This window comes from Arthrobacter sp. UYEF36 (assembly GCF_040547025.1).
Lineage (GTDB): Bacteria > Actinomycetota > Actinomycetes > Actinomycetales > Micrococcaceae > Arthrobacter.
The window spans coordinates 819637-841487 of the sequence record NZ_JBEPOX010000001.1; the positions used below are offsets into that span (position 1 = coordinate 819637).

General features: G+C 68.1%; 16 protein-coding genes. 11 read left to right on the forward strand and 5 right to left on the reverse strand.

The features are described from left to right. Window positions 1-29 precede the first annotated feature (29 nt). Window positions 30-650, forward strand: coding sequence for a 16S rRNA (guanine(966)-N(2))-methyltransferase RsmD (gene rsmD / locus ABIB29_RS03805; RefSeq protein WP_354170156.1), 621 nt, complete (start codon window positions 30-32; stop codon window positions 648-650). Here the strand turns inward: rsmD and ABIB29_RS03810 are convergent. The 3 genes from ABIB29_RS03810 to ABIB29_RS03820 are packed head-to-tail and all read right to left on the reverse strand — an operon-like array spanning window position 647 to window position 3491. Then, entirely contained in the window at window positions 647-1429 is a 783-nt protein-coding gene (locus ABIB29_RS03810) for a spermidine synthase (RefSeq protein ID WP_354170158.1), read from the reverse strand. The two genes, rsmD and ABIB29_RS03810, sit on opposite strands and share 4 nt — an antisense overlap. Then, entirely contained in the window at window positions 1429-2637 is a 1209-nt protein-coding gene (locus ABIB29_RS03815) for an aminotransferase class I/II-fold pyridoxal phosphate-dependent enzyme (RefSeq protein WP_354170160.1), read from the reverse strand. The genes ABIB29_RS03810 and ABIB29_RS03815 overlap by 1 nt, the downstream gene beginning before the upstream one ends. Beyond that, window positions 2634-3491, reverse strand: a complete 858-nt coding sequence (locus ABIB29_RS03820) for an SDR family NAD(P)-dependent oxidoreductase (RefSeq protein ID WP_354170162.1) — start codon at window positions 3489-3491, stop codon at window positions 2634-2636. The genes ABIB29_RS03815 and ABIB29_RS03820 overlap by 4 nt, the downstream gene beginning before the upstream one ends. 48 nt (window positions 3492-3539) lie before the next feature. Between ABIB29_RS03820 and coaD the strand changes: the two genes are divergently transcribed. The 8 genes from coaD to ABIB29_RS03860 all read left to right on the forward strand — a co-directional run bounded on the left by coaD (window position 3540) and on the right by ABIB29_RS03860 (window position 9899). Further along, entirely contained in the window at window positions 3540-4040 is a 501-nt protein-coding gene (gene coaD, locus ABIB29_RS03825) for a pantetheine-phosphate adenylyltransferase (RefSeq protein WP_354170164.1), read from the forward strand. Between the two features lie 174 nt (window positions 4041-4214). Next, window positions 4215-4739: a YceD family protein gene (locus tag ABIB29_RS03830; protein ID WP_354170166.1), complete on the forward strand. Its 525-nt coding sequence runs from the start codon at window positions 4215-4217 to the stop codon at window positions 4737-4739. Window positions 4740-4775: 36 nt separating this feature from the next. Further along, the gene (rpmF, locus tag ABIB29_RS03835; protein WP_009356569.1) at window positions 4776-4979 is read left to right on the forward strand and encodes a 50S ribosomal protein L32; all 204 of its coding nucleotides are present in this window, start codon (window positions 4776-4778) and stop codon (window positions 4977-4979) included. Window positions 4980-5000: 21 nt separating this feature from the next. After that, window positions 5001-5756 carry a ribonuclease III gene (gene rnc / locus ABIB29_RS03840; protein ID WP_354170168.1) on the forward strand — a complete coding sequence of 252 codons (756 nt, stop codon included), beginning with the start codon at window positions 5001-5003 and terminating at the stop codon, window positions 5754-5756. 9 nt (window positions 5757-5765) lie between these two features. Then, window positions 5766-6746, forward strand: a complete 981-nt coding sequence (mutM, locus tag ABIB29_RS03845; RefSeq protein ID WP_354170170.1) for a bifunctional DNA-formamidopyrimidine glycosylase/DNA-(apurinic or apyrimidinic site) lyase — start codon at window positions 5766-5768, stop codon at window positions 6744-6746. 132 nt (window positions 6747-6878) lie between these two features. Then, window positions 6879-7574 carry a hypothetical protein gene (locus ABIB29_RS03850; RefSeq protein ID WP_354170172.1) on the forward strand — a complete coding sequence of 232 codons (696 nt, stop codon included), beginning with the start codon at window positions 6879-6881 and terminating at the stop codon, window positions 7572-7574. Window positions 7575-7590: 16 nt separating this feature from the next. Continuing rightward, window positions 7591-8871 (forward strand): MFS transporter, encoded by a 1281-nt coding sequence (locus tag ABIB29_RS03855; protein WP_354170174.1) that lies wholly within the window; start codon window positions 7591-7593, stop codon window positions 8869-8871. Then, window positions 8868-9899: a TolB family protein gene (locus ABIB29_RS03860; protein WP_354170176.1), complete on the forward strand. Its 1032-nt coding sequence runs from the start codon at window positions 8868-8870 to the stop codon at window positions 9897-9899. The genes ABIB29_RS03855 and ABIB29_RS03860 overlap by 4 nt, the downstream gene beginning before the upstream one ends. A 112-nt stretch (window positions 9900-10011) precedes the next feature. Here ABIB29_RS03860 and ABIB29_RS03865 read toward each other — a convergent pair whose 3' ends face one another. Continuing rightward, entirely contained in the window at window positions 10012-14769 is a 4758-nt protein-coding gene (locus tag ABIB29_RS03865) for a DUF4082 domain-containing protein (protein WP_354170178.1), read from the reverse strand. 363 nt (window positions 14770-15132) lie between these two features. Between ABIB29_RS03865 and smc the strand changes: the two genes are divergently transcribed. Beyond that, the gene (smc, locus tag ABIB29_RS03870) at window positions 15133-18732 is read left to right on the forward strand and encodes a chromosome segregation protein SMC (protein ID WP_354170180.1); all 3600 of its coding nucleotides are present in this window, start codon (window positions 15133-15135) and stop codon (window positions 18730-18732) included. Between the two features lie 62 nt (window positions 18733-18794). Further along, entirely contained in the window at window positions 18795-20006 is a 1212-nt protein-coding gene (gene ftsY, locus ABIB29_RS03875; protein WP_354170182.1) for a signal recognition particle-docking protein FtsY, read from the forward strand. Window positions 20007-20106: 100 nt separating this feature from the next. On the opposite strand, the gene ABIB29_RS03880 is transcribed toward ftsY, so the two are convergent. Continuing rightward, window positions 20107-21798 carry a hypothetical protein gene (locus tag ABIB29_RS03880; protein ID WP_354170184.1) on the reverse strand — a complete coding sequence of 564 codons (1692 nt, stop codon included), beginning with the start codon at window positions 21796-21798 and terminating at the stop codon, window positions 20107-20109. Window positions 21799-21851 lie beyond the last annotated feature (53 nt).

Below are 21851 nucleotides of genomic sequence, written 5' to 3' on the forward strand. Positions count from 1 at the left end.
ACCATCCATGCATGCAGTGAGGCCCGGCCATGAGCCGCATCATTTCGGGGGCCGCGGGCGGAACCACCCTGGTCAGCGTCCCGGGATCCCTCACCCGGCCCACCACGGACCGGGTCAAGGAGGCGCTTTTCTCGCGGCTGGACGCCTTCGAGGTGATCGCGGACGCCCGCGTGCTGGACCTCTACGCGGGGTCCGGTTCCCTCGGGGTGGAAAGCGCGAGCCGCGGCGCGCTGAGTGTGGACCTGGTGGAATTCGACGGCAAAGCCAGCGAGGTCTGCCAGCGCAACGCGGACCTGGTCAACACGGTGGCCGGGCGCAAGGCCGTCACCGTGCACCGCTCCAAGGTCGACTCGTTCCTTGACCGGACCCAGGAGGCCGTCCGCTGGGACCTCGTCTTCCTCGATCCGCCCTACCCCCTCGACGAACCGGCGCTGGCCGGGGTGCTGGCCAAGCTCCTCCCGCATCTGGCCGAGGGCGCCGTCGTCGTGGTGGAGCGATCATCCCGGACCCCCGAGCCGACCTGGCCGGACGGGATGGAGCGGTTCGCGGAACGGAAGTACGGGGAGACGAAGCTCTGGTTCGCCGAACCCGGCGTGACCCCGGCAGCGGACCCCGACGCGGACCAGGAAGCGGAACCCGACTCTACCTAGGCCGGGAAAGCGTCCAGCGCGACGCCGGAGAGCACCTTCGCGGGGTGTGGCCCGCGGGCGGTGAGCGCCGCGGTCCACACCTCCGGCCAGGGTCCCTGCGTCCCGGTCAGGATGATGTTGCCGGGGTAGCGGCCGCTGAACATGCCGGCCTCGGCAAAGGCGGACACATCGGCGATCGCCCGGCGCAGCGCGGCCACCTGGCTCCGGACCAGCGTGAGCCCGGGTTCATCGCCCACGTTGACGATCAGCACCCCGCGGGGGCTGAGCTTCGCCGCCGCCTCGCGGTAGAAGTCGGTGCAAGCGATGTGCTCCGGTGCCTCCGGCCCGGAGAAGATGTCCAGGATCACGACGTCGAAGCGCAGTTCCGGCGGCAGCTCGGCCAGGGCGTACCGGGCGTCGCCGATGAGCGTGTGCAGCTGCGTGCCTTCGGGCAGCGGGAGCTGCTGCAGCACAAAATCCAGCAATTCCCGTTCCAGCTCCACCGCGTACTGCACCGAGCCCGGCCGGGTGGCCTGGATGTAGCGCGCCAGGGTCAGCGCCCCGGCCCCGAGATGGAGGGCTGTAAGGGGTTCGCCCCATGGTGCCGCGAGATCCACCAGGTGGCCGATCCTGCGCAGGTACTCATAGAAGATGTCCGAGGGGTCCGCCAGATTGACGTGCGACTGTTCCGCCCCGCCAATGCTGAGCACAAAGCCGCCCTCGGTGAAGGCGTCGGGCTCGATCGTGGCGTGCTGGCCGGTGGTGCGCAGGAAGCGCGCAGCGGCAGGCGTGTCCGCCATCAGAGCCTGTCGCGGAGGGTCGCGAGCCGTTCGGCGGCTTCCTGCAACACGTCAATCCGTTTGCAGAACGCGAAGCGCAGCAGGCTCCGCGTGCGTTCGGCGCCCTCCGGGTGGCAGAACACCGGCACCGGAATAGCCGCCACCCCCACCAGGGCGGGCAGCCGGCGGGCCAGTTCGACGGCGTCGGAGATGCCGAGCGGCGCGGTGTCCACGTTGACGAAGTACGTGCCCTGCGACGTGAAGACGTCCAGTCCCGCAGCCCGCAGGCCCTCGCTGAGGATGTCGCGTTTGAGCTGGAGGGTATCGGCGATGCCGGTATAGAACTCATCCGGCAGGCCGAGCCCGGCCGCGATGGCGCTTTGGAACGGAGTGCCGGAGCTGTAGCTCAGGAACTGCTTGATGGTGCGGGCCGCGGAGACCAGATGCTCCGGCCCGCTGAGCCAGCCGATCTTCCAACCGGTGAAGGAAAACGTCTTCCCCGCGGAGGAAATGGTCAGGGTGCGTTCCGCGGCGCCCGGCAGGGTGGCCACCGGGATGTGCCGGGCACCGAAGGTGAGGTGTTCGTAGACTTCGTCGGTGATGATGACGGCGTCGTACCGGATGGCGAGCTCGACGACGCGTTCCAGCACCTCGCGGGGGAACACCGCGCTGGTGGGGTTGTGCGGGTTGTTGACCAGCACCACCTTGGTGCGGCTGGTGAACGCCGCTTCGAGGGCATCCAGGTCCGGCATGAAGTCAGGGGCCAGCAGCGGGGCCGTGACATGGCGGGCACCGGAGAGGCCGATGATGGCGCCGTAGGAGTCATAGAACGGCTCGAAGGTCAGGACCTCATCGCCTGGCCCCACGAGTGCGAGCAGCGACGCGGCGATGGCCTCGGTGGCGCCGGTGGTGACGATGATCTCGGTCTGCGGGTCCGGTTCCAGGCCGTAGAAGCGGTCCTGGTGGAGGGATATCGCCTCGCGCAGCTCAAGGATCCCCTTGCCCGGAGCGTACTGGTTGGCGCCGGCGGCGATGGCGGCCTGTGCGGCCGCCTTGATCTCCACCGGGCCGTCCTCGTCCGGGAAGCCCTGGCCAAGGTTAATGGCGCCGGTCTGCAGCGCGAGGGTGGTCATTTCCTCGAAGATCGTGACGCCGAGGGTGCCGTCGGCGGAGAGCAGGTTGGCGCCGGTCGCGGTCCGCTGCCAGGGGAGCGGCATCCGGGAGTTCATCGGGTGCCCGCCTTCTCGCCCCGGCCGGTGAACTTGTCCATGGTGGAGTAGATCCCGAAGACTTTTCCGCCCACGAAGTCCCAGGCCCGCACCGGCAGCAGGCCGCGCAGGACCTTGCCAAGCTGGGCAGTGGCCGGGGCGATCAGTTGCGGCCGTCCCGCGGTGGTGGCCCGCCAGGCCCGGTCCACGGCGTCCTCCGGCGTCATCAGCGGTGTCAGCAGCGGGCCGCGGGCGCCGTCGAACATTCCGGTGGAGATGTAGCTGGGGCAGAACGTCGTCACGGCGAGGTGGCGGTAGCCCTGCTGTTCGAGTTCGAGCCGCAGCGAGTCGCTCCAGCCGATCACGGCCCACTTGGACGCCGCATAGACGCTCATCCTGGGATTGGACACGGTGCCCGCGGCGGAGGCGATGTTGAGGATCCGGCGCGGCCGGCCGGCGTCGTCCATCATGCCCGGCAGGAACGCACGGGTGACGTACATGGGCGCCAGCGCGTTGATGTCCATGGTCAGGGCAATGTCCCGCTCCGGGGTGTGTTCCCAGAAAAGCGCGCCGCGGACAATTCCGGCGTTGTTGATCAGCAGGGTCAGCGGGCCTTCGGCGCGGCACGCCTCGGCGGCGTCGGCAATCGCCGCGCGGTCGGCGAGATCCACCTGGCGGACGACGGCGCGTGCGCCGAGGGCCGTCACTTCGGCAGCGGTCCCCGCCAGGCCCTCGGCGTCGACGTCCCAGAGAATTACGACGCCGGCGCCCTCGCGGGCCGCTCGGAGGGCGTACAGGCGGCCCATGCCCATGGCGGCTCCTGTCACAAGAACCACGCCCCCGGACACGGTGAAAGGAATGCTCGATGCTGACATTCAGCCATGTTATCCCGGCCTGTGGCAGCAATACGGTAGGTTCGGAGCATGAGACGCGCGGTATGCCCTGGCTCCTTTGACCCCATCCACAATGGCCACCTGGAAGTCATTGCCAGGGCCGCAGGCCTCTTCGACGAGGTGATCGTGGGTGTCTCCACGAACTACGCCAAGAAATACCGCTTTACGCTCGAGGAACGCATCGACATGGCGCAGGAAACACTGGCCTCCCTGCGCGGCATCGTAGTGGAACCGGTGGGCGAGGGGCTCCTCGCCGAGTACTGCCGACAGCGCGGCGTGTCCGCCATCGTCAAGGGGCTTCGGTCCTCCTCCGACTTCGACTACGAACTGCCGATGGCGACGATGAACCGCCAGCTCACCGGCGTCGAGACGGTCTTCCTGCCCGCCGAGAGCCACTACCTCCACCTGTCCTCCACCCTGATCAAGGAAGTGTTCACGCTGGGCGGCAATGTGTCCGATTTCGTGCCCCGCTCGGTGCTGAAACGGCTGCACTCCGGCGAGCCGGAACAGGACCAGCCGCGCAGAGGGTAAGCTTGATCGGTACTCGGCGGCCTGCTGCCGGTTGCGCGGCCCGAATCTAAAGCGGCGTGCGGTGTGAACCGCAGGTGTGCCCCCGGTTTGAGTCCGTCCGGAAGATCAGGCTAGGATGGTACGTCGGTCATATGTTCAACAGGAGTTCTCATTAAACGAGATGCTAGTTCGCCCTTGGCGTTCGACGTCAAGGACCTCGGACGCAGTCCGGGAAGCATGCGGACGCTGACAGAACATGTACCCGCACCGAGTGATCTTGGTGTGGCGCTCATTGGCGTGCAGGAAGGCTCGGATGTCGAGCTGGATCTGCGGCTGGAGGCCGTACACGAAGGAATTCTGGTATCAGGAACCGCAAACGTCGAAGTTACTGGCGAGTGCGGCCGATGCCTGGATCCCCTTGCGTATGACCTCGAGGTCAATGTGCAAGAACTTTTCTTCTACGGGGACGCTGAGTTCTCGGATGAAGAAGACGAAGAAGAGCAACGTCGAGTCGAGCACGATCTGATCGATCTTGAGCCGGTGTTGCGGGACGCAGTTGTAACCATGCTGCCGTTCCAGCCGGTGTGCCGGGAAGACTGCCAGGGCCTTTGCTCCGAATGTGGAGTTCGCCTGGAAGACGAGCCGGGGCATCACCACGAGGTGGTAGATCCTCGCTGGGCTGCCCTAGCTGACTTGGCTAAGCCTGACCGGCAAAACTGATTTGTAAGTGTTGGACTAGAGAGAAATGAGTTAGCCGTGGCTGTCCCGAAGCGGAAAATGTCTCGCTCGAATACCCGCGCCCGCCGCTCCCAGTGGAAGGCAACCGCCCCCCACCTGGTGAAGACTGTCGAGAACGGTCAGGTCACGTACAGCCTGCCGCACCAGGCAAAGGTCGTTACCGACTCGGCTGGCACCGCGCTGTTCCTTGAATACAAGGGCCGCAAGGTCGCAGACGTCTAATCCGCCAACTGGCTGAATAAGATGTCTTCAACTGAAGAGCTTTTGAAGCGTCTCGGTGTCACTATTGACGCCGGGACGCTTCGTCTTGCGCTCACACACCGTTCCTACGCCTACGAAAACGGCGGCATCCCCACCAACGAACGGCTCGAGTTCCTGGGCGACTCCATTCTGGGGTTCTCGGTAACCGACGCGTTGTACCGTGACAACCCCACGCTGCCCGAAGGGGACCTGGCCAAGCGCCGCTCCGCCGTCGTCAGCACCCGTGCCCTCGCGGGCATCGGCCGCAGCATCGGCCTGGGTGAATACATCTACCTCGGGCAGGGCGAAAAGCTCACCGAGGGCAAAAACAAGGCGTCCATCCTTGCGGACACCATGGAGGCGCTGATCGGCGCCACCTATGTCTCCAATGACATTGAGACGGCGCGACAGCTGGTCATGCGCCTGATTGGGCCGCTGCTCAAGGACGCTGCCGCGCTCGGCGCCGGCACCGACTGGAAGACAAGCATCCAGGAGCTGGCGGCCAGCCGGCAGCTCGGGACGATCAACTACGCCGTGGAGGGCTCCGGGCCGGACCACGCCCGGACCTTTGAGGCCATTCTGCGGATCGGCGGCAACGACTACGGCAGCGGCTCGGGCAACTCCAAAAAGGAAGCCGAGCAGGAGGCCGCCGCGGACGCCTGGCGCAGGCTGTCGGCGCCGTCGGCCGCCGCGTCGGAGGCGCCGGAGCCCGCCGCTGGCCCCGAAGCACAGCAGCTGCAGTCCCAGACCGGCGCCTAGGCACGCACCGTGCCTGAACTGCCCGAGGTCGAAGTTGTCCGCCGTGGCCTGGTGAGCTGGGTGTTGGGCCGGACCATCACCGCCGTTGAGGTGCTGGATCCGCGCTCCGTCCGCCGGCACGCGCTCGGCCCGGAGGACTTCGCCGGCAACCTCGAAGGCGCCCGCGTCCTGGACGTGGTCCGGCGGGGAAAGTTCCTCTGGCTTCCGCTGGCGGACACTCCAGCAGCTGATCCCGGCGGCCCCAGTGGGCCCGCCGCCGGTTCTCCTGTGCCCGCCGTGGCCCTGATGGCCCACCTGGGCATGTCGGGACAGCTGCTGATGCAGGACTCCTCCGTTGCCGACGAGAAGCATTTGAAGGTGCGGCTGCACCTCAGCCCCGCTGAGGGCATGCCCGAACAGCTCCGGTTCGTGGACCAGCGCATCTTCGGCGGACTCTTCCTCACCTCACTGATCCCCACGGCAGACGGCGCTCCCGGCGGGCTCGCCGAGACGCCGCTGCCGCTGATCGCCGAGGAAGCCGCCCACATCGCGCGCGACCCGCTGGACCCGTACTTCTCCTTCGACCACTTCTACCGCCGCCTTCGGACCCGCAAAACAGGCCTCAAACGCGCCCTGCTTGACCAGGGGCTCATCTCGGGAATCGGCAACATCTACGCCGACGAGGCACTCTGGAAGGCCCGGCTGCACTTCGCCCGCCCGACGGACACGCTCCGGCGGGCGGAGGCCGGGCGCGTCCTCGACGCCGCGCGGGAGGTCATGACCGACGCCCTGGCGGCCGGCGGCACCAGCTTCGACTCGCTGTATGTCAACGTCAACGGGGCCTCGGGCTACTTCGACCGCTCGCTCAACGCCTACGGCCGCGAGGGCAAAGAGTGCAAGCGCTGCGCTGCCGCCGGCCTGGTCAGCGTGATGAGGCGGGACCAGTTCATGAACCGCTCCTCCTACTCCTGCCCGGTCTGCCAGCCCCGGCCACGCAACGGACGCTGGTAGTGGACGCCCACAAAACAGGTAGTGCTACTCCTTTCCGAACCGTGCATCACGCTGAAAGACTGTGGCGATGGGCGCTAGGGATTTGGGAACCGCGGTTGCAGTGGACGCGTTTACGCGGGCTCCGGGCATCCGGTGAGAGCCAAACGGCTGGTCATCGCGGGGGTGGGCGTGGCTGCGATCCTCGGGGGCACCTCCCTGGTGCTGGACCAGATGACGGCAGGACCGACCATAAACTCGAGCTTGGCGGCACCGGATGCCAGCATGCCCCCGGGCGCCGCCGTGGGGACCGGTCCGGGCGGCACTGACGCAGCGAGCGCCCCGGCAGCGGGCGGGGGCGCGGCCATGCCGGACGGCGGGGCCGCCGCCGGCGGCTCAGCCCCGGCACCCGGGGGGCGTGAAGTCCTGCCGCCCGTCAAGGAGTCGCCCCCCGGGTTGCCGGTGCCCTCGCCTCCGGTTCCCCTCATCAGCCTGCCCTTGCCCGCGACGGCATCATCCCAAGGGACGATCGTGGACGGCTTCCCCGGGGACGTGATCCCCTTTCCGGAAGGAACGACTGTCGTCTCGACGGCGGTTTCCGCGGCGGACGGATCCCTGCAGGTCTCCGCCGACTGCATCGTGGCTTTGACCCAGGACTCCGTGGCGGGGCACTTCCAGCAGGTGCTGGGCGGCCTGAAGTTTTGGTCTGAACCCGTACCCGCCGCGGAAGGACAGCGCTCCGTCCGGTTCAGCCGGGGCGCTGATTCCGTGACCCTCACTGCCTCAACCACGGGGACGGGGAGCACGCGGTTCATGCTTCTGGGGAATCTGCACGCGGCGGCTGGCGGGTAGCGCCGTGTACATCTCCATGTCAGACCGCAGCGGCGGCAGGAAGGACCTGGAGCCGCAGGCCACAGGCACTGCCGGGCCGCCGAAGACGCCGTTCCGTCTTTCCCCGGTCATTCTCTGGCTGGGAGTGGTGAGCATGCTCACCGATGTGTCGTCGGAGTCCGTGTCCGCCATCCTGCCCCTGTACATCACCGGGTTCCTGGGCCTGTCCGTCATTGCGTTCGGAATTCTCGATGGAATCAACCAGGGCGCAAGCGCCATCGTCCGGATCGCCGCCGGTTATGCGTCCGACCGCATCGGCCGCCCCAAACAGGTGGCCCTGGCAGGCTACGGCCTTTCCATGGTGGCCCGGATCGGCCTCCTGTTCGCCAGCGGGTTCTGGGCCCTGGCCGCCGTCGTGACGGCCGACCGGATCGGCAAGGGCATCCGGACGGCCCCGCGCGATGCTTTGATCGCGGTGTCAGCCCAGCCGGAATACCTGGCGCGGCATTTCGGCGTGCACCGGATGCTGGACAACATCGGGGCGGCGGGCGGTCCGCTGCTGGCTTTTTTCATCCTGATGCTGATGCCCAACGGATACGGCACCGTCTTTGTTTTCTCGCTGGCCTTCGCAACAATCGGTGTCGCTGTGCTCGCACTCCTGGTCCCGAACCTGAAAACCCGGAAACCGGGCGGCGCGGCGCCGGACAGCAAGACCGGGCCGGTGCCCGGATTCCGCTGGCGCCTCCTGCGTGAGCCCGGCCTGGGCCGGCTCCTGGTCGCCGCCGGCATCCTGGGCCTGCTCACGGTGGGGGACGGTTTCATTTACCTTGTGCTGCAGGACAGGGACTCCTTTGCCGTGCAGTGGTTCCCGCTGCTGTACGTGGGCACGAACGTGGTGTTCCTGATCCTCGCCGTTCCGCTGGGCCGTCTCGCGGACCGCTGGGGCAAAGCGCGGGTCTTTATTGCCGGGCACGTCGCCCTCCTTGCCTGTTACCTGCTGGCTGCGGCACCGGTCGGGGGACTCGGACCCACCGTGGCCTGCCTGGTGCTGCTCGGAGTGTTTTACGCCGCGACCGATGGGGTGCTGGCGGCGCTGGCGAGCCAACTGGCCCCGCCGGACAAACTCGCCACGGGCCTCGGCGCCGCCCAAACAGTGGTGGCGCTGAGCCGGATGGCCGGTTCCATCGGCTTTGGTGTCCTGTGGTTCGCGCTGGGTCCCGCCGGGGCGATGGTGGTGGTGGGAAGCTGCCTCGCCGCCGGCGTGGTGGCGTCCTGGGTCATCCTTCGCGGCGTCCTGCGGCAGAGGCCGGCAGCTTGACCGCCGCCGCCGGAAGCAGAGTACGGTGGGGAATTCTGCTGGTCGTCACGGCTCTGGTCGTCGTCGCCGCCGGAGCCTACGCCGCGGCTGCGTTCCAGCGCTTCCAAGAGAGCAAGACGTCGGTATCGACGGCGCGGGTAGCGTCCGGCGTCGCGGTGCCGGCGAAGGGCTCTGTCCTGTTCCGCAACACGGCGCCCGGCCAGGGTTACGGCATGGTCGGCACCGTCCCGCTGTCGGAGCCGGCCGGAGAGCGGTCTTTGGCCGGGGTAGCCTGCGACCGGGTGTACGGCACGATGCAGAACATCGTCTGTCTGAAGACCAGCCGCGGTCTCGTGACCAGCTTCGACGCCGTCCTGCTGAAACCGGACTGGCAGCCGGCCAGGAGCTGGGCTGTACCGGGCATTCCCAGCCGCACCCGGTTGAGCGCGGACGGCTCCCTGGTGGCCACCACGGTGTTTGTCACGGGGCACTCGTACGGCAGCGGGGGCTTTTCCACGGAGACGTCCATCACCGCGGCGCAGGGCAGCGGCGGAACCGGGAACCTGGAGGACTTCGCCCTCCTGGTCAACGGCACCCGCATCACCGCGGCCGACCGCAACATCTGGGGTGTGACGTTCGCGCCGGGCCAAAGCGACGCGTTCTACGCGACGGCGGCGTCATCGGGCCGCATCTGGCTTGTGAAGGGGAGCCTTTCGGCGCGCACCCTCACGGCAATCCACGACGGCGTGGAGTGCCCGTCGATCTCTCCCGACGGCACCCGGATCGCGTACAAGAAGAACACCGGCAGCGCGTTGGCCGCGCACTGGCGTGTCGCGGTCCTGGACCTGGCCAGCGGGAAGGAAACCGTGTTGTCCGAGCCGCGGAGCGTGGATGACCAGATTGAATGGCGTGACGACCAGACACTGCTCTACGGACTGGCCCGCGACGGTGCCGCCGGCGACAGCGATATCTGGCAGATCACGGTGGATCCTGCGTCCCGTTCGTCCGTCTATATCGAACATGCCTGGTCTCCGTCAGTGCTGCGCTGACGGGCAGTCACCGCCCTGGATCCTACGCCTCGAGCCCTGGCTGCCCGTCGGTTGCTCCACAACTGCCCTTATCAGGGCCGCCAAAGGGCCGTGGCGGTGCAACGGATGCAGATCACGGGGAGCCAGGGGTGAAGACGACATCAACGAAGTAGTTGGTGGAGTTCCAGGAATTCGTTGGCACCGAGCCGCCGGAGCCGTACTGGTACAGGCCGTTCTGCGGGCCCGGCGCCGTCAGGACACCGTTGATCCAGGGTTCGGCGAAGAACGCCGCGGTGTAGGGATAGTTGCCGTTCGGAGCCAGGTATGACACAACGTAGCCCTGTCCCGGCTCGAGCGCGGCGGGGGCAGACAGCGACGCCGTCTGCCAGCCGGTGGCTGTCTCGTTCGTGAACGTCACCTGGGCAAGTCTCTGTCCGGCGGCCGTCCACAGCGAACCGACGTGCGTTCCGGTGTTGCCGGCGCCCTTGTAGAACCTGATGCCCGTGGCACTGCCGGCCACCGAGACGGAGAAAGCGGTGCCGAGCTCAATGGATGAATTGTCCCCGGTCGCTGCCGGCGTGGCCGGGAGCAGGGATCCGAACAGTGTCTGGTCGGCGCCCGACTGACCGGCCGTAGTGAACTCCCAGCTGAGCGGCGCCAGCACGGCGCCCTGGACGGAGACCACATTGCTGACGCTGGCGGTGAGGACGGCCGCCGCCGGCAGTGGCGCTGCCGGCGAGAAGGTGATCGTCCTGGCGTCCGCCGACAGGGCGGAGGAGCCGGCGACGGCGGCGCCGTCGGCGGACAAACCAAAGCTGAAGCCGGTCCGGAGCGGCTCCGAGAATGTCACCGACGGTTTCGAATTCAGCGGGAAGCCCTCGGAGTCCGCCGCCGGCACCTGCGCCGTCACGCTGAGCGGCGGCACCGACGCAACAAAGTCCACGTCCACGAGATAGCTTGCACTCGAGGAGGATGCCGGGAAATCGCCGCTGTACGTGAACGCCCCGGCGCCGGGTGCCGTCCGCAGCGGACCGCTGGTGACGCCGGTAGTGAAACCGCCCGGTGTCGCCGAATAGACCCCGGTGGGGGTGCGGTAGGCGGCCACGTAGTCGGTGTTCGCGGCAATGTCCACGGGCTGGCTGAAGGAGGCCGTCTGCCACCCGGCGGAGGATTCCCCGGTGAAGGTGACTGACGCCAGCTGCTGGCCGGCCGCGGTGTACAGCCCCCCGGTGTGGGTGCCGGTATTGCCCGCGGATTTGTAGAAGCGGATGCCCGTGATCTGGCCGGGACTATCGGCGGCGAAGCGGACGCCCAGGGTCAGCGGCACTCCGTCATTGAAGTCCGGAGCGCCCGGCGTCACGGTGTCCTGGTACAGCGAGCACGGGCAGACGCCGTCGGGCCGCGGAGGCGGAACGGTCGTGAAGGCCCACGTACCCCCGTCGCTGAGTGTCTGCCCGGTGGCCGAGGTGGCGGTCAAGGTGGCCGTGTAGCTGGTCGCGGGGTCCAGGGGTGCCGCGGGCGTGAAGGTGACCCGCCCCGTGGGCCCGTCATAGCTGGCAGTGCCTGGGACATCGACGGAACCGGGACCGGTCAACGTCATCACCGCACCCGACCCCGCCGGCGGCTTGGACAGGGCGGCGGAGACCGTGGCGTCCAGGGCGACGCTGGACGAGCCGGGAAGCGGAGTCTGTGCCCCGGCCGCGAACGGCGGATCCGGATACTGCATCACCACATCCACCAGGTAGCTGGCGCTGGAACGGTTGCCCGGGAAATCGTTCGTGTAGGAGTAGGCCCCGGCGTCGGCCGCTGTTCTCAGGTTCCCGACGCTCAACCCGGATCCGAAGCCGTTGACGGTCGCGGAGTAGGCTCCGGTGGTGCTCTTGTAGGCCATGACGTATTCGGTGTTCGCCGTGATGGCAACCGGCTGGTTGAAGTTGGCCGTCTGCCAGCCGGAGGTGCTCTCGTTTGCGAAGGTGACAGTGGCGAGTTGCTGCCCGGACGCAGTGAACAGGGTTCCGGTGTGCGTGCCGGTATTCCCCGCTGACTTGTAGAAGCGGACGCCGGTCACGGTCCCCACCGCGGTGCTGGAGAAGCGGACGCCAAGCGTCAGCGGCACACCGTCCCGGGCCTCCTGGATCCCCGGGACGACGGCGTCATCGTAGAGGCTGCAGGGGCAGCTCCCGGGGACCGGCGGCGAGACCACGGTGGTAAAGGACCACGACGCACCGCTGGTCAACATGCCGCCGCTCGCGTCTGCGGCGTTGAGCGTCGCAGTGTAAGTGGTGCCCAGGTCCAGGCCGGCGGCAGGGGTGAAGGTGACCTTCCGCGTGGCGGGGTCATAGCCGGTGGTGCCCGCGACGGCCGTACCGTTGGCCGTGAGCGTCAAGTCCACGCTGGAATCCGTCACGGCTTTGGAGAACACCGCCCCGACTGTTGTGGCCTGCGGGACGCTCGACGAACCGTCCAGCGGCCAGTGCCCGGACGCCGTCAGCTCTGAGGTGTCGACTGTGTCGAACAGGGCATCGACGAAGTAGTTGCCGTTGCTGAAACTGTTCGAGGGAAACGAACCCGGTACGGCGTAAACGCCGGCCGGGGGGCTGCCGAATCCGCCAGCCACGGTCAAGGGCGGGTCGGTCAGGCCAAAGCTCGCCCACTGGTATTCCTTGCTGGCGTAGTGGCCGTTCGGAGCCGTGTAGGAGATGACGTACTTCTGTCCGGCGGCGACGGGAACCGGCTGGCTGAAGCGGACTTCCTGCCAGCCTGATGCCGTTTCCGCCGTGAACGTGGCCGTCGCGAGCCGCTGGCCGGCGGAACTCCAGAGCGACCCGCTGTGGGTTCCGGTATTGGCGGTGCTCTTGTAGAAGCGCGCCCCGGTGATGAAACCGTCCACGCTGGGCGTGATGTTCATCCCCAGCTCGTAGGCCCCGCCGTCCTGGGAATCCGGCACCGCGGGTACCTGCTGCCCGAAGACGGAGTAAGGCCCGGTGAGCTGGAGCTGACGGGTGGACGGTGCACCGATGTTGGCGCTGTCATCGACGGCGCGCACCTGGATGCCGGCCGTGGCGAGGCCTTTCTGGATATAGGTGTAAGTCCAGTTCTGCCTGCCCTGGGCAGGGTGCCAGCTGCTTCCGCCGTCGGTGGACACTTCAACCCCGGCCACGATGCCGCCGGTGTCGCTGGCCGTGCCGGACACTGTGACGGACGTGCCGTGCGGAACGGTGGTTCCCGCGGCAGGGGAGGAGATTGTCACGGTCGGGCCCGCCGTGTCGCTGCTTGCCGACGCGGCTGACAGCGCCGTGTCGCGGGTGGCGGGCTGGGCACCCATGTCCGCCAGGAGATTGATTTGCGCCTGCTGCATCCGCGGATCCGCGGCCGCGCCGTCGCCGTCGTGCTCTTTGTCCAGGCCCCATGTCCACTGGACCGTGCCCGCGGAGAACACCAGCGCCCCGCTGCCGGCACGGTACAAGGTCGTGTTGTGGGTGGTGGTCCCCGGCTGCACGGTGTTGCCGAAATCCTGCAGATACTGCGGCGTCGTCCCCGTCGTGGTGGACAGCCGGATCAGCCCGGCGGGCCTGAACCCGTTGTCCAGGTCCTCGTTGGATTCATAGCCCACCGTGTGCGGCGCCAGCTGCGCGGAGCCGCCGGCGGGGAGCGTCGCCAGGGAGGTGTTGCGCCAGAGACGCGCTTTTCCCTCGGCAGCACTGACCGTGATGGGCAGATCTGTGTAGTTGGACACATACATCGTCCCGGTCAACGCGTTTTCGGGGAGGCCGCCGCCGTTGGCTTGGGCGGCGTACCTCGGGTCGCGCCAGGTGCCGGTCCACTCCGTGCTGGGGTCGATCTTGGCGTTGGCCCAGGTCTCCTTGTAGGACGTGATGGTGCGGCCGGCCGCTCCGTCGACCGGCGAGGGTTCCATCCGGGTCCGCCAGTACACTTCGTTGCCGGAGAGGAACTGCAGGTTCACGCCGGCGTCGCGGGCGGCCTCCACATTGGCCCGCTGGGCGCCGGACCAGTATTCGTCGTGGCCCACGGACAGGAATACCTTGTGGTTGAGGAGCTGGGCGCCGTTCCGGTCGGTGTCCACCCCGCTGATGTAGCTGACGTCGTAGCCGTTCTTCTCCAGGAACCGGACCAGGGGGTACTCGTTGCTGAAGTAGAAGTCACGGCCGCCCATGGCGCCGCGCGTGTTCACCGGACGGTTGTAGCTGATCTTGTAGGCCCGGCCGTTCTGGGCGCCCTGGTAGAAATCCGAGCCGCCGTAATCGTTGTAGGCCTGCCACGATGTGTCGGAGGTCTGGAACAGGACGTCGGAGTGGCTGCCGTCGGAGCGGACCACAAAGGTGATGTGGCTGCGGCTGCCGTTGTCCGGCCGTGCCAGCAGGGCCACATACACGCCGGAGACGGCCGTCGCGGGAACCTGCCACGTCGCGGACACCGCCCACGTCCCGCAATCGTAGAGTTCCGTGGTGACGTCGGAGAGGCACTGGGGTTGTGTTTGCCGCAGGGCGGCCGGTGTGACGTCGGCGATTTTGCGGGCGCCGAGTCCCTGGTACCACCCGGTCCGGTAGATGCCGATCGTATAGCTGGCCGCGTTGGTGTCCACCTTGAAGCTGATGGGCTGGCCGGGATTGACGCTGATCCCGGTGGAGAATCCCTGGATGTCGGCGTCGCCCGCGCCGGTTATGTCCCACTCCGAGGGCGGCGCCCCTGGCTTCGAGTTTTCACAGGCCACAGCGTTCAGGAGCGGCGAGCAGGGATCCGCAGCGCTGGCCGCCGGCAGGAGACCCGCCGGCACGGTAACCGGCAACAGCGCCGCAACCAGGGCGATGGCCAGCGGAATGACGACTCGCTTGAGCGTTTTCAGCGGGCGGGCGGCTGAGGAAACGGGCATCTGAACTCCTGAGTGAGTGCGCTGTCGCGGTCTCGGGCCGGCGCATCGTGCCCCGGCCCGTGCCGCCACCCCCCGGCGCAGCCAACCACGGTATTCAGTTGTCCCCAAAGCCGGAACTGCGAGTCTTACGCCCCCTGCGCCAGTGGTGGAGCACAGCATCAACTGCGCTCTGCCACGCCGGGCCGGTGTGAGACCACCGGCCCGAGCAGCGTCAAGCAACTCCTAGCCGTGATCCTAGGTTTGCATGCGGAAAGGCAGCAAAGGTTTTCCTTGGGAAAAGCCTAAATCCGCTGATTTTGGCGCGGTGACGGTAGATTTAGGACAGGAACAGCCGTTTCCGCCAGCCAGGAGATCCGAAACACCTTGCACCTCAAAAGCCTGACCGTCCGGGGATTCAAGTCCTTCGCTTCGGCGACGACTTTCGAATTCGAGCCAGGTGTCACCGCCGTGGTCGGACCCAACGGCTCGGGCAAATCCAATGTGGTGGACGCCCTGGCCTGGGTGATGGGCGAACAGGGTGCCAAGACCCTCCGCGGCGGCAAGATGGAGGACGTGATCTTCGCGGGCACGTCCGGGCGTCCGCCGCTGGGCCGCGCCCACGTCTCACTCACCATTGACAACAGCGACGGCGCCCTGCCGATCGAGTACAGCGAAGTCACGATTTCCCGCACGCTGTTCCGCACCGGTGGCTCGGAGTACGCCATCAACGGAGCCGGCTGCCGGCTCCTGGACATCCAGGAACTCCTCTCCGACTCGGGCCTGGGCCGGGAAATGCACGTGATCGTGGGGCAGGGGCAGCTGGACAAGGTGCTGCACGCCACCCCGGAGGACCGTCGGGGTTTCATCGAAGAAGCCGCCGGCATCCTCAAGCACCGCCGCCGCAAGGAAAAGACGGTCCGCAAGCTCGAAGCCATGCAGGCGAACCTTGCCCGGCTCAGCGACCTCACCGGCGAAATCCGCCGGCAGCTCACGCCGCTGGGCAAACAGGCCGAGGTGGCACGCCGGGCCCAGACCGTCCAGTTCGAGGTCCGTGACGCGCGTTCCCGCCTCCTCGCGGACGACCTGGTCCAGCTGCAGCAGGCACTGGCGCAGGATGTCGCGGACGAGAGCGCACTCAAGGCACGCCGCGGCGTCGTCGGGCAGGAACTGGAACTCGGCAGGCAGCGGCAGGCCAGCCTCGAACAGCTCGCCGCCGAGGCCACGCCTAAACTCATCGCCGCCCGCGACACCTGGTACCAGCTCTCCGCCGGGCGGGAACGGCTGCGCTCGCTGGGGTCGCTGGCCGGGGAACGCCGCCGGCTGCTGGGGGCCTCCGACGACGTCCCTGATTCCGGCCGCGACCCCGAGCAGCTCGACCGGCAGGCAGCCCGGGTACGGGAGGAACAAGCCGGGCTGGAGCGCCAGATCGTGGGCCGTAGCAGCGCCCTGGACGCCGCCACCGCAGCCAAGCAGGACGCCGAAAACGCCGCCGCCGCCGAGGAGAAGCGGCTCGCGTCCTTGCTTCGCGCCGCCGCGGACCGCCGCGAAGGCCTGGCCAAACTGGCCGGGCAGGTGGGTGCCGCCCGCTCCCGGGTCGAGTCCGCGCAGGCGGAACTCGGCCGGCTCCGCGATTCCCTCAAGGCAGGGGAGGAGCGCCGCAGGCAGGCCCACAGCGAGTTCACCGCACTCGAATCCCAGGTTGCCGGCGTTGAGGACGGCGAGGAGAGCCTCGATGCGGAGTACGAGGACGCCAGTGCCGCCCTCGACGCTATCGTTGCCGAGATCGACGCGCTCACGGCGGCCGAACGCGACGGCGAACGGGAACGCGGTGCCCTCCTGGCCCGACGCGACGCCCTCCAGCTCGGACTGAACCGCAAGGACGGCCCGGCCCACGTCCTCGGCGCGGGGCTCCCCGGGGTGCTCGGCGCGCTGGCGTCCATGATCACGGTGGAACCCGGCTTCGAGGCCGCCATCGCGGCGGCCCTGGGCGCCTCCTCCGACGCCGTCGTGGTGCAGGACAGCGAGGCTGCGGCCGCCGCCGTGCAGCGGCTGAAGGACGACGACGCCGGCCGGGCAGCCCTGCTGCTGGCAGCCGCTGCCAACGACGCCCGTCCCGCGTCCGGGGGCCAGCTCCCCGCGGGCGGCCGGTGGGCCTGCCAGCTCGTCACGGCCTCCGGCACCGACGAGGTTGCCGCCCGGCTGCCGCTGCCCGGACTTCTGGCGGGCATCGCCGTCGTCGAGGGCCTGGACGCCGCGGCCGAACTGGTGGCGGAGCGCCCGGAACTGACTGCCGTGACCCGGGCCGGGGATGTGCTGACCGCGCTGACGGTCAGCGGGGGCTCCGCGAAGGCGCCCTCGCTGATCGAAGTGCAGGCCGCCGTCGACGACGCCTCCTCCCGGCTGGCCGCGGTCACCGCCGGACTGGAACGCCAGCGCTTCGCCCTCGCCGCAGCCCGGGCCCGGCGGGCCGAGGCGAAGGACCGTGCCGACGCCGCCCTGGAGAAACTCCACGATTCGGATGCCCGGCTGGCGGCCGTCGCCGAACGCCTGGGGCACCTGAACTCCGTGCTGCGCAGCGCCGTCGGCGAAAGCGAGCGGCTCGCCGCCTCCCTGGCCAAAGCCGAGGCCAACATCGGCAGCGAACAGGTTGCGCTGGAAGCCGTGGCGGCACGGCTTGCCGCCGCCCAGGAAGCGCCGGCGGAGGAAGAACCCTCCCCGGAACACCGGGATGCCCTCGCCCTGGCCGCGTCGCTGGCCCGCAGCGCCGAAATGGAGGCCCGGCTCGGCCTGCGCAGCGCCGAGGAACAGCTCTCGGCCACGCGCAACCGGGCGTCGTCGCTGGAACGCGCCGCAGCCACGGAGCGGCGCGCCCGCGAGGAAGCGGCCGAACGGGCACGCCGCCGCAGGCTGCAGGCCAAACGGGCCGCGGCCGTCTCCGCCGCCGTCGCCCGGGTGATCGGCTTCCTCGACGGCTCCGTCGAACTCGCCCGGCAGGAGCGGGACAGCGCCGAGGAACGCAAGGAACAGATGGACGCCGGGCTGTCCGCCCTGCGCAGCAGCAATGATGCCCTCGCCCGCGAACTGGCAGAACTGACCGACTCGGTGCACCGCGATGAACTGGCCCGCGCCCAGCAGCGCCTCCGGATCGAAGCCCTTGAGCTCAGGAGTGTCGAGGAGCTGGGGCTGACCGCCGACCAGCTGGTCGCGGATTTCGGACCGGACCAGCCCGTTCCCGTACCCGCCGCCGAGGCGTCGGCGGACAAATGGGCTGCCCTCCGCGCCCCGGTGGACGAGGACGGCCGCGAGATCCTGGCCGGCAAGCCCTTCGTCCGCGAGGAGCAGGAGAAACGGCTTAAGCGTGCGGAACGGGACCTGTCGGCCCTGGGCCGGGTCAACCCCCTGGCACTGGAGGAATTCGCCGCCCTCGAGGAACGCCACCAGTTCCTCAGCACCCAGCTCGAAGACCTCAAGTCCAGCCGCAAGGACCTGCTGGACATTATCAAGGAGGTTGATGAGCGCGTCCAAAAGGTTTTCGCCGAGGCTTTCGAAGACACCTCGGCGCAGTTCGTCAGGATCTTCGCGCGGCTGTTTCCCGGCGGCGAGGGCCGGCTGGTCCTCACCGACCCCTCGGACATGCTCACCACCGGCATCGAGGTTGAGGCGCGTCCGGCCGGCAAGAAAATCAAGCGGCTCTCGCTGCTCTCGGGCGGCGAACGGTCCCTGACCGCCGTGGCCCTGCTGGTGGCGATCTTCAAGGCCCGGCCCTCACCGTTCTATGTGATGGACGAGGTGGAGGCAGCCCTGGACGACACCAACCTGGGCCGGCTCATCACCATCTTCGAGGAGCTGCGCGAATCCAGCCAGCTCATCATCATCACGCACCAGAAACGCACCATGGAAGTTGCCGACGCCCTGTACGGCGTCACCATGCGCGGCGACGGCGTCTCCACCGTCATCAGCCAGCGCCTCGGCGCCCAGGTCTGAGGCCTGTCGGCGGCCCTTTTCAGGCTCCGCGACGGCTTTCCGGTTTGTGAGAAGCTAGGGGAGTGAACGACATCCTCCCCATTCTTCTGCCCATTCTCGCCGCCCTGGTGGTCCTCGGTGCACTCATTCCGGTCCTGATGAAGACCCGGAAGAACATCACCAACTACCCCGGGAAGCGTGACGAGAACGATCCCGTGGCGCCCGGTGCCGGCGGCGGAACACTCCTCGAGGACCGCCCCGCGCCGACGCGTGACCGTACGGCACCGGACTCCGGTGGCCTCGAGGCGACGGAAACAGTCGAAGTCCCGGACAACGTGGCCGGCCTGGAAATCGTTCCGGTCGAAACGCCGCTGCCGGTGGCCGGCCGCCTGATCCGCCTGCGCGAACGCCTCGTCAGGTCCAACAACATCCTCGGCAAGGGCCTGCTGGCACTGCTGTCCGCGGACAAGATCGATGAAAACGTCTGGGACGAGGTGGAGGAAACCCTCCTGCTCGCCGACCTCGGCACCGAGCCGACCCTGCAGCTCGTGGACGCGCTCCGCGAACGCGTCAAGGTCCTGGGCACCCGCTCCCCGGAGCAGGTCAAGGCCCTGCTGCGCGAGGAACTCATCAAGCTGGTGGACCCGACGATGGACCGCAGCCTGCGGGTCGAACGCCACGCCGACAAACCCGCCGTCGTGCTTGTGGTGGGCGTCAACGGCGTCGGCAAGACCACCACGGTGGGCAAGCTCGCCCGCGTGCTTGTCGCCGAGGACAAGGACGTGCTGCTCGGTGCGGCGGACACCTTCCGCGCCGCCGCCGCCGAGCAGCTCGCCACCTGGGGCCAGCGTGTCGGCGTCCCGACGGTGAAGTCCGACGTCGATGGTGCGGACCCGGCGTCGGTCGCCTACGAAGCGGTCAAGGCCGGCATCGACCAGGAAGTCGACGTCGTGATGATCGACACCGCTGGACGCCTGCAGAACAAGACCGGCCTGATGGACGAGCTCGGCAAGGTCAAGCGTGTCATTGAGAAGCTCGCCGAGGTGGACGAGGTGCTCCTGGTCCTGGACGCCACGACCGGGCAGAACGGCCTGAACCAGGCGCGGGTCTTCGCCGAAGTCGTGAACGTCACCGGCATCGTCCTGACCAAGCTGGACGGCACGGCCAAGGGTGGCATCGTGGTGGCCATCCAGAAGTCGCTCGGCGTCCCGGTCAAGCTGATCGGCCTCGGCGAGGGCGCGGACGACCTCGCCCCGTTCGACGCTGAAAGCTTCGTCGACGCCATCCTGAACTAGCCCCACCGCAGCCGCGCCTTAAACCCGACTGGCTCCCAGCTGGTGTCGCCCCGGACATACCGGAACGACATCAACTGGGAGCCAGCTGTGTAGGTGCTGCCTAGTGCTTGAAGTTCAGCACGGTCACCGTGCCGGCCGTCAGCTTGAACGTCTGCGTCTGAGAGCCGTAGGCGAAACCCTCCACCGTGGCGCGGTCCGCGAGCGGAATCGGCTCGGACTTGGCACCGTCGATCACCGTGCTGTCCTCGGCCCCGTAGCTGGGCCCGGTCATTTGGGTCATGGTTCCGGTCAGCGCCCGCGCGGGCAGCTTGAGGGTGACCTCCGTCTGCGCCGCCTTCTCCGGGTCGTTCTCGTTGACCATTACAACGGTGGTGCTGCCGTCAGCGTTCTGCAGGGCGTAGCTGAACATCAGGCCGCCGCCCTTTGCGTCCAGCTTCATGAACTTGCCGGCCTCCAGCTCGGCAACCATGGAAATACCGAAGAAGTTCGCCCGCCCGGAGACCTCGCCGTTCGGCCTGAGATACGGGCCGCCGGTGCAGACAGCGGACATGGGGGGACCACCCTTGCAGGTCAGCATCGAGCTGTGGAAGCCGATCCGGGTGATGCCCAGCTGTGCGGCGTTGAGCGCGTAATCAGCCGTCCAAAGGGCGGAGGCGTGGGTGCGGGAGGTTTCATTGGAGCCGGGGCAGGCTGCAATCCCCGTCTCGGGAAGCCAGGTTTCAATGCCTGCCGCCTGGCCGGCCTCCAGGGCTGCCTGCTGGTAGTCGTCGGCACGGTCATGCATCAGCCGGCTCATCACGTTGGCGATGGTCGGCGAACTCTTGGGGTCGCCTCCGTCGCAGCTGTGCAGCGGGTAATTGTGGAAGGACAGGATCTTCTTCTGCGGGATGTCGGCATCGATGAACGGCTGCCACCATTTTTGGTCGTAGGCGCCCGGGCCGGAGATGGGCACGTTCGGGGCCACCGCGTTAATCGCGTTGGCATAGGCCTTGAGTTCCTCCACGTACTGCCCGGTGCTGTAGCCACCGGGGCGGACACCATTGGCCCCATAGCCGTTGGGCTCGTTGCCGACGGTGATGCTCAGCAGCCGCGGGCCGAAGATCTCTGCCGCGTGCCTGGCCATGTCGGCGGCGCGCGTCGGGTCGTAGTGGCCCAGGTCCACGGTCAGGCTGACAGTCGCATCTGCAGCTTCCAGCAGGGTGTTCAGCCGTGCCAGATCCGCCGGGCCCACAGCCCGGACCGGGTGTGCTGCATCTCCGCGGTAGCCGGTGGACGGGACGGCCTCGTTGGTCGATGTCCAGAAGAACCGGCGGTCAACGGCGTTGCCACCGAAACGGAGCACCGGCTGGTCGGCTTCCTGCAGCAGTTTCACCGTCGAGGCGTTGCTGCTGCTCAGCGCGGGATCGGCGAGGTCGGTCGCTTCGAGTGAGATGCCGACCAGGCCCTTGGTCAGCGAGGTGCCGACCAGGTCCTTCGAGACGCTGACTTCGAGCGGTTCCACCGCTTCCAGGGGCGAGCCGGCGGGCGGGCCCGGCTGCTTGTAGTACGTGACGGCAGGAGCCGGCGGCAATGCCGCCTCCGGCGCGGCGGGGGCGGCCTCCGAGCTCGCGGCGGGAGCCGCAGTGTCTCCTCCGGCGCCCGGCCCGAGGAAAAACACCAGCGACGCCAGTACGGCAATGACCGCGAGCACTGAGATCACGACGGCGGGACGGAGATTCTTGCGCCTGGCCCCGGCCACATTCTCCGGCCTGTTGCCGGCGGTGTGTTCGGGCGAACGTTCAGTGGGTGGCATGTAAAGACTTCTCCAGCTTCTGGGTGGGAACTCCCAACAGCCTAACGAAGTCC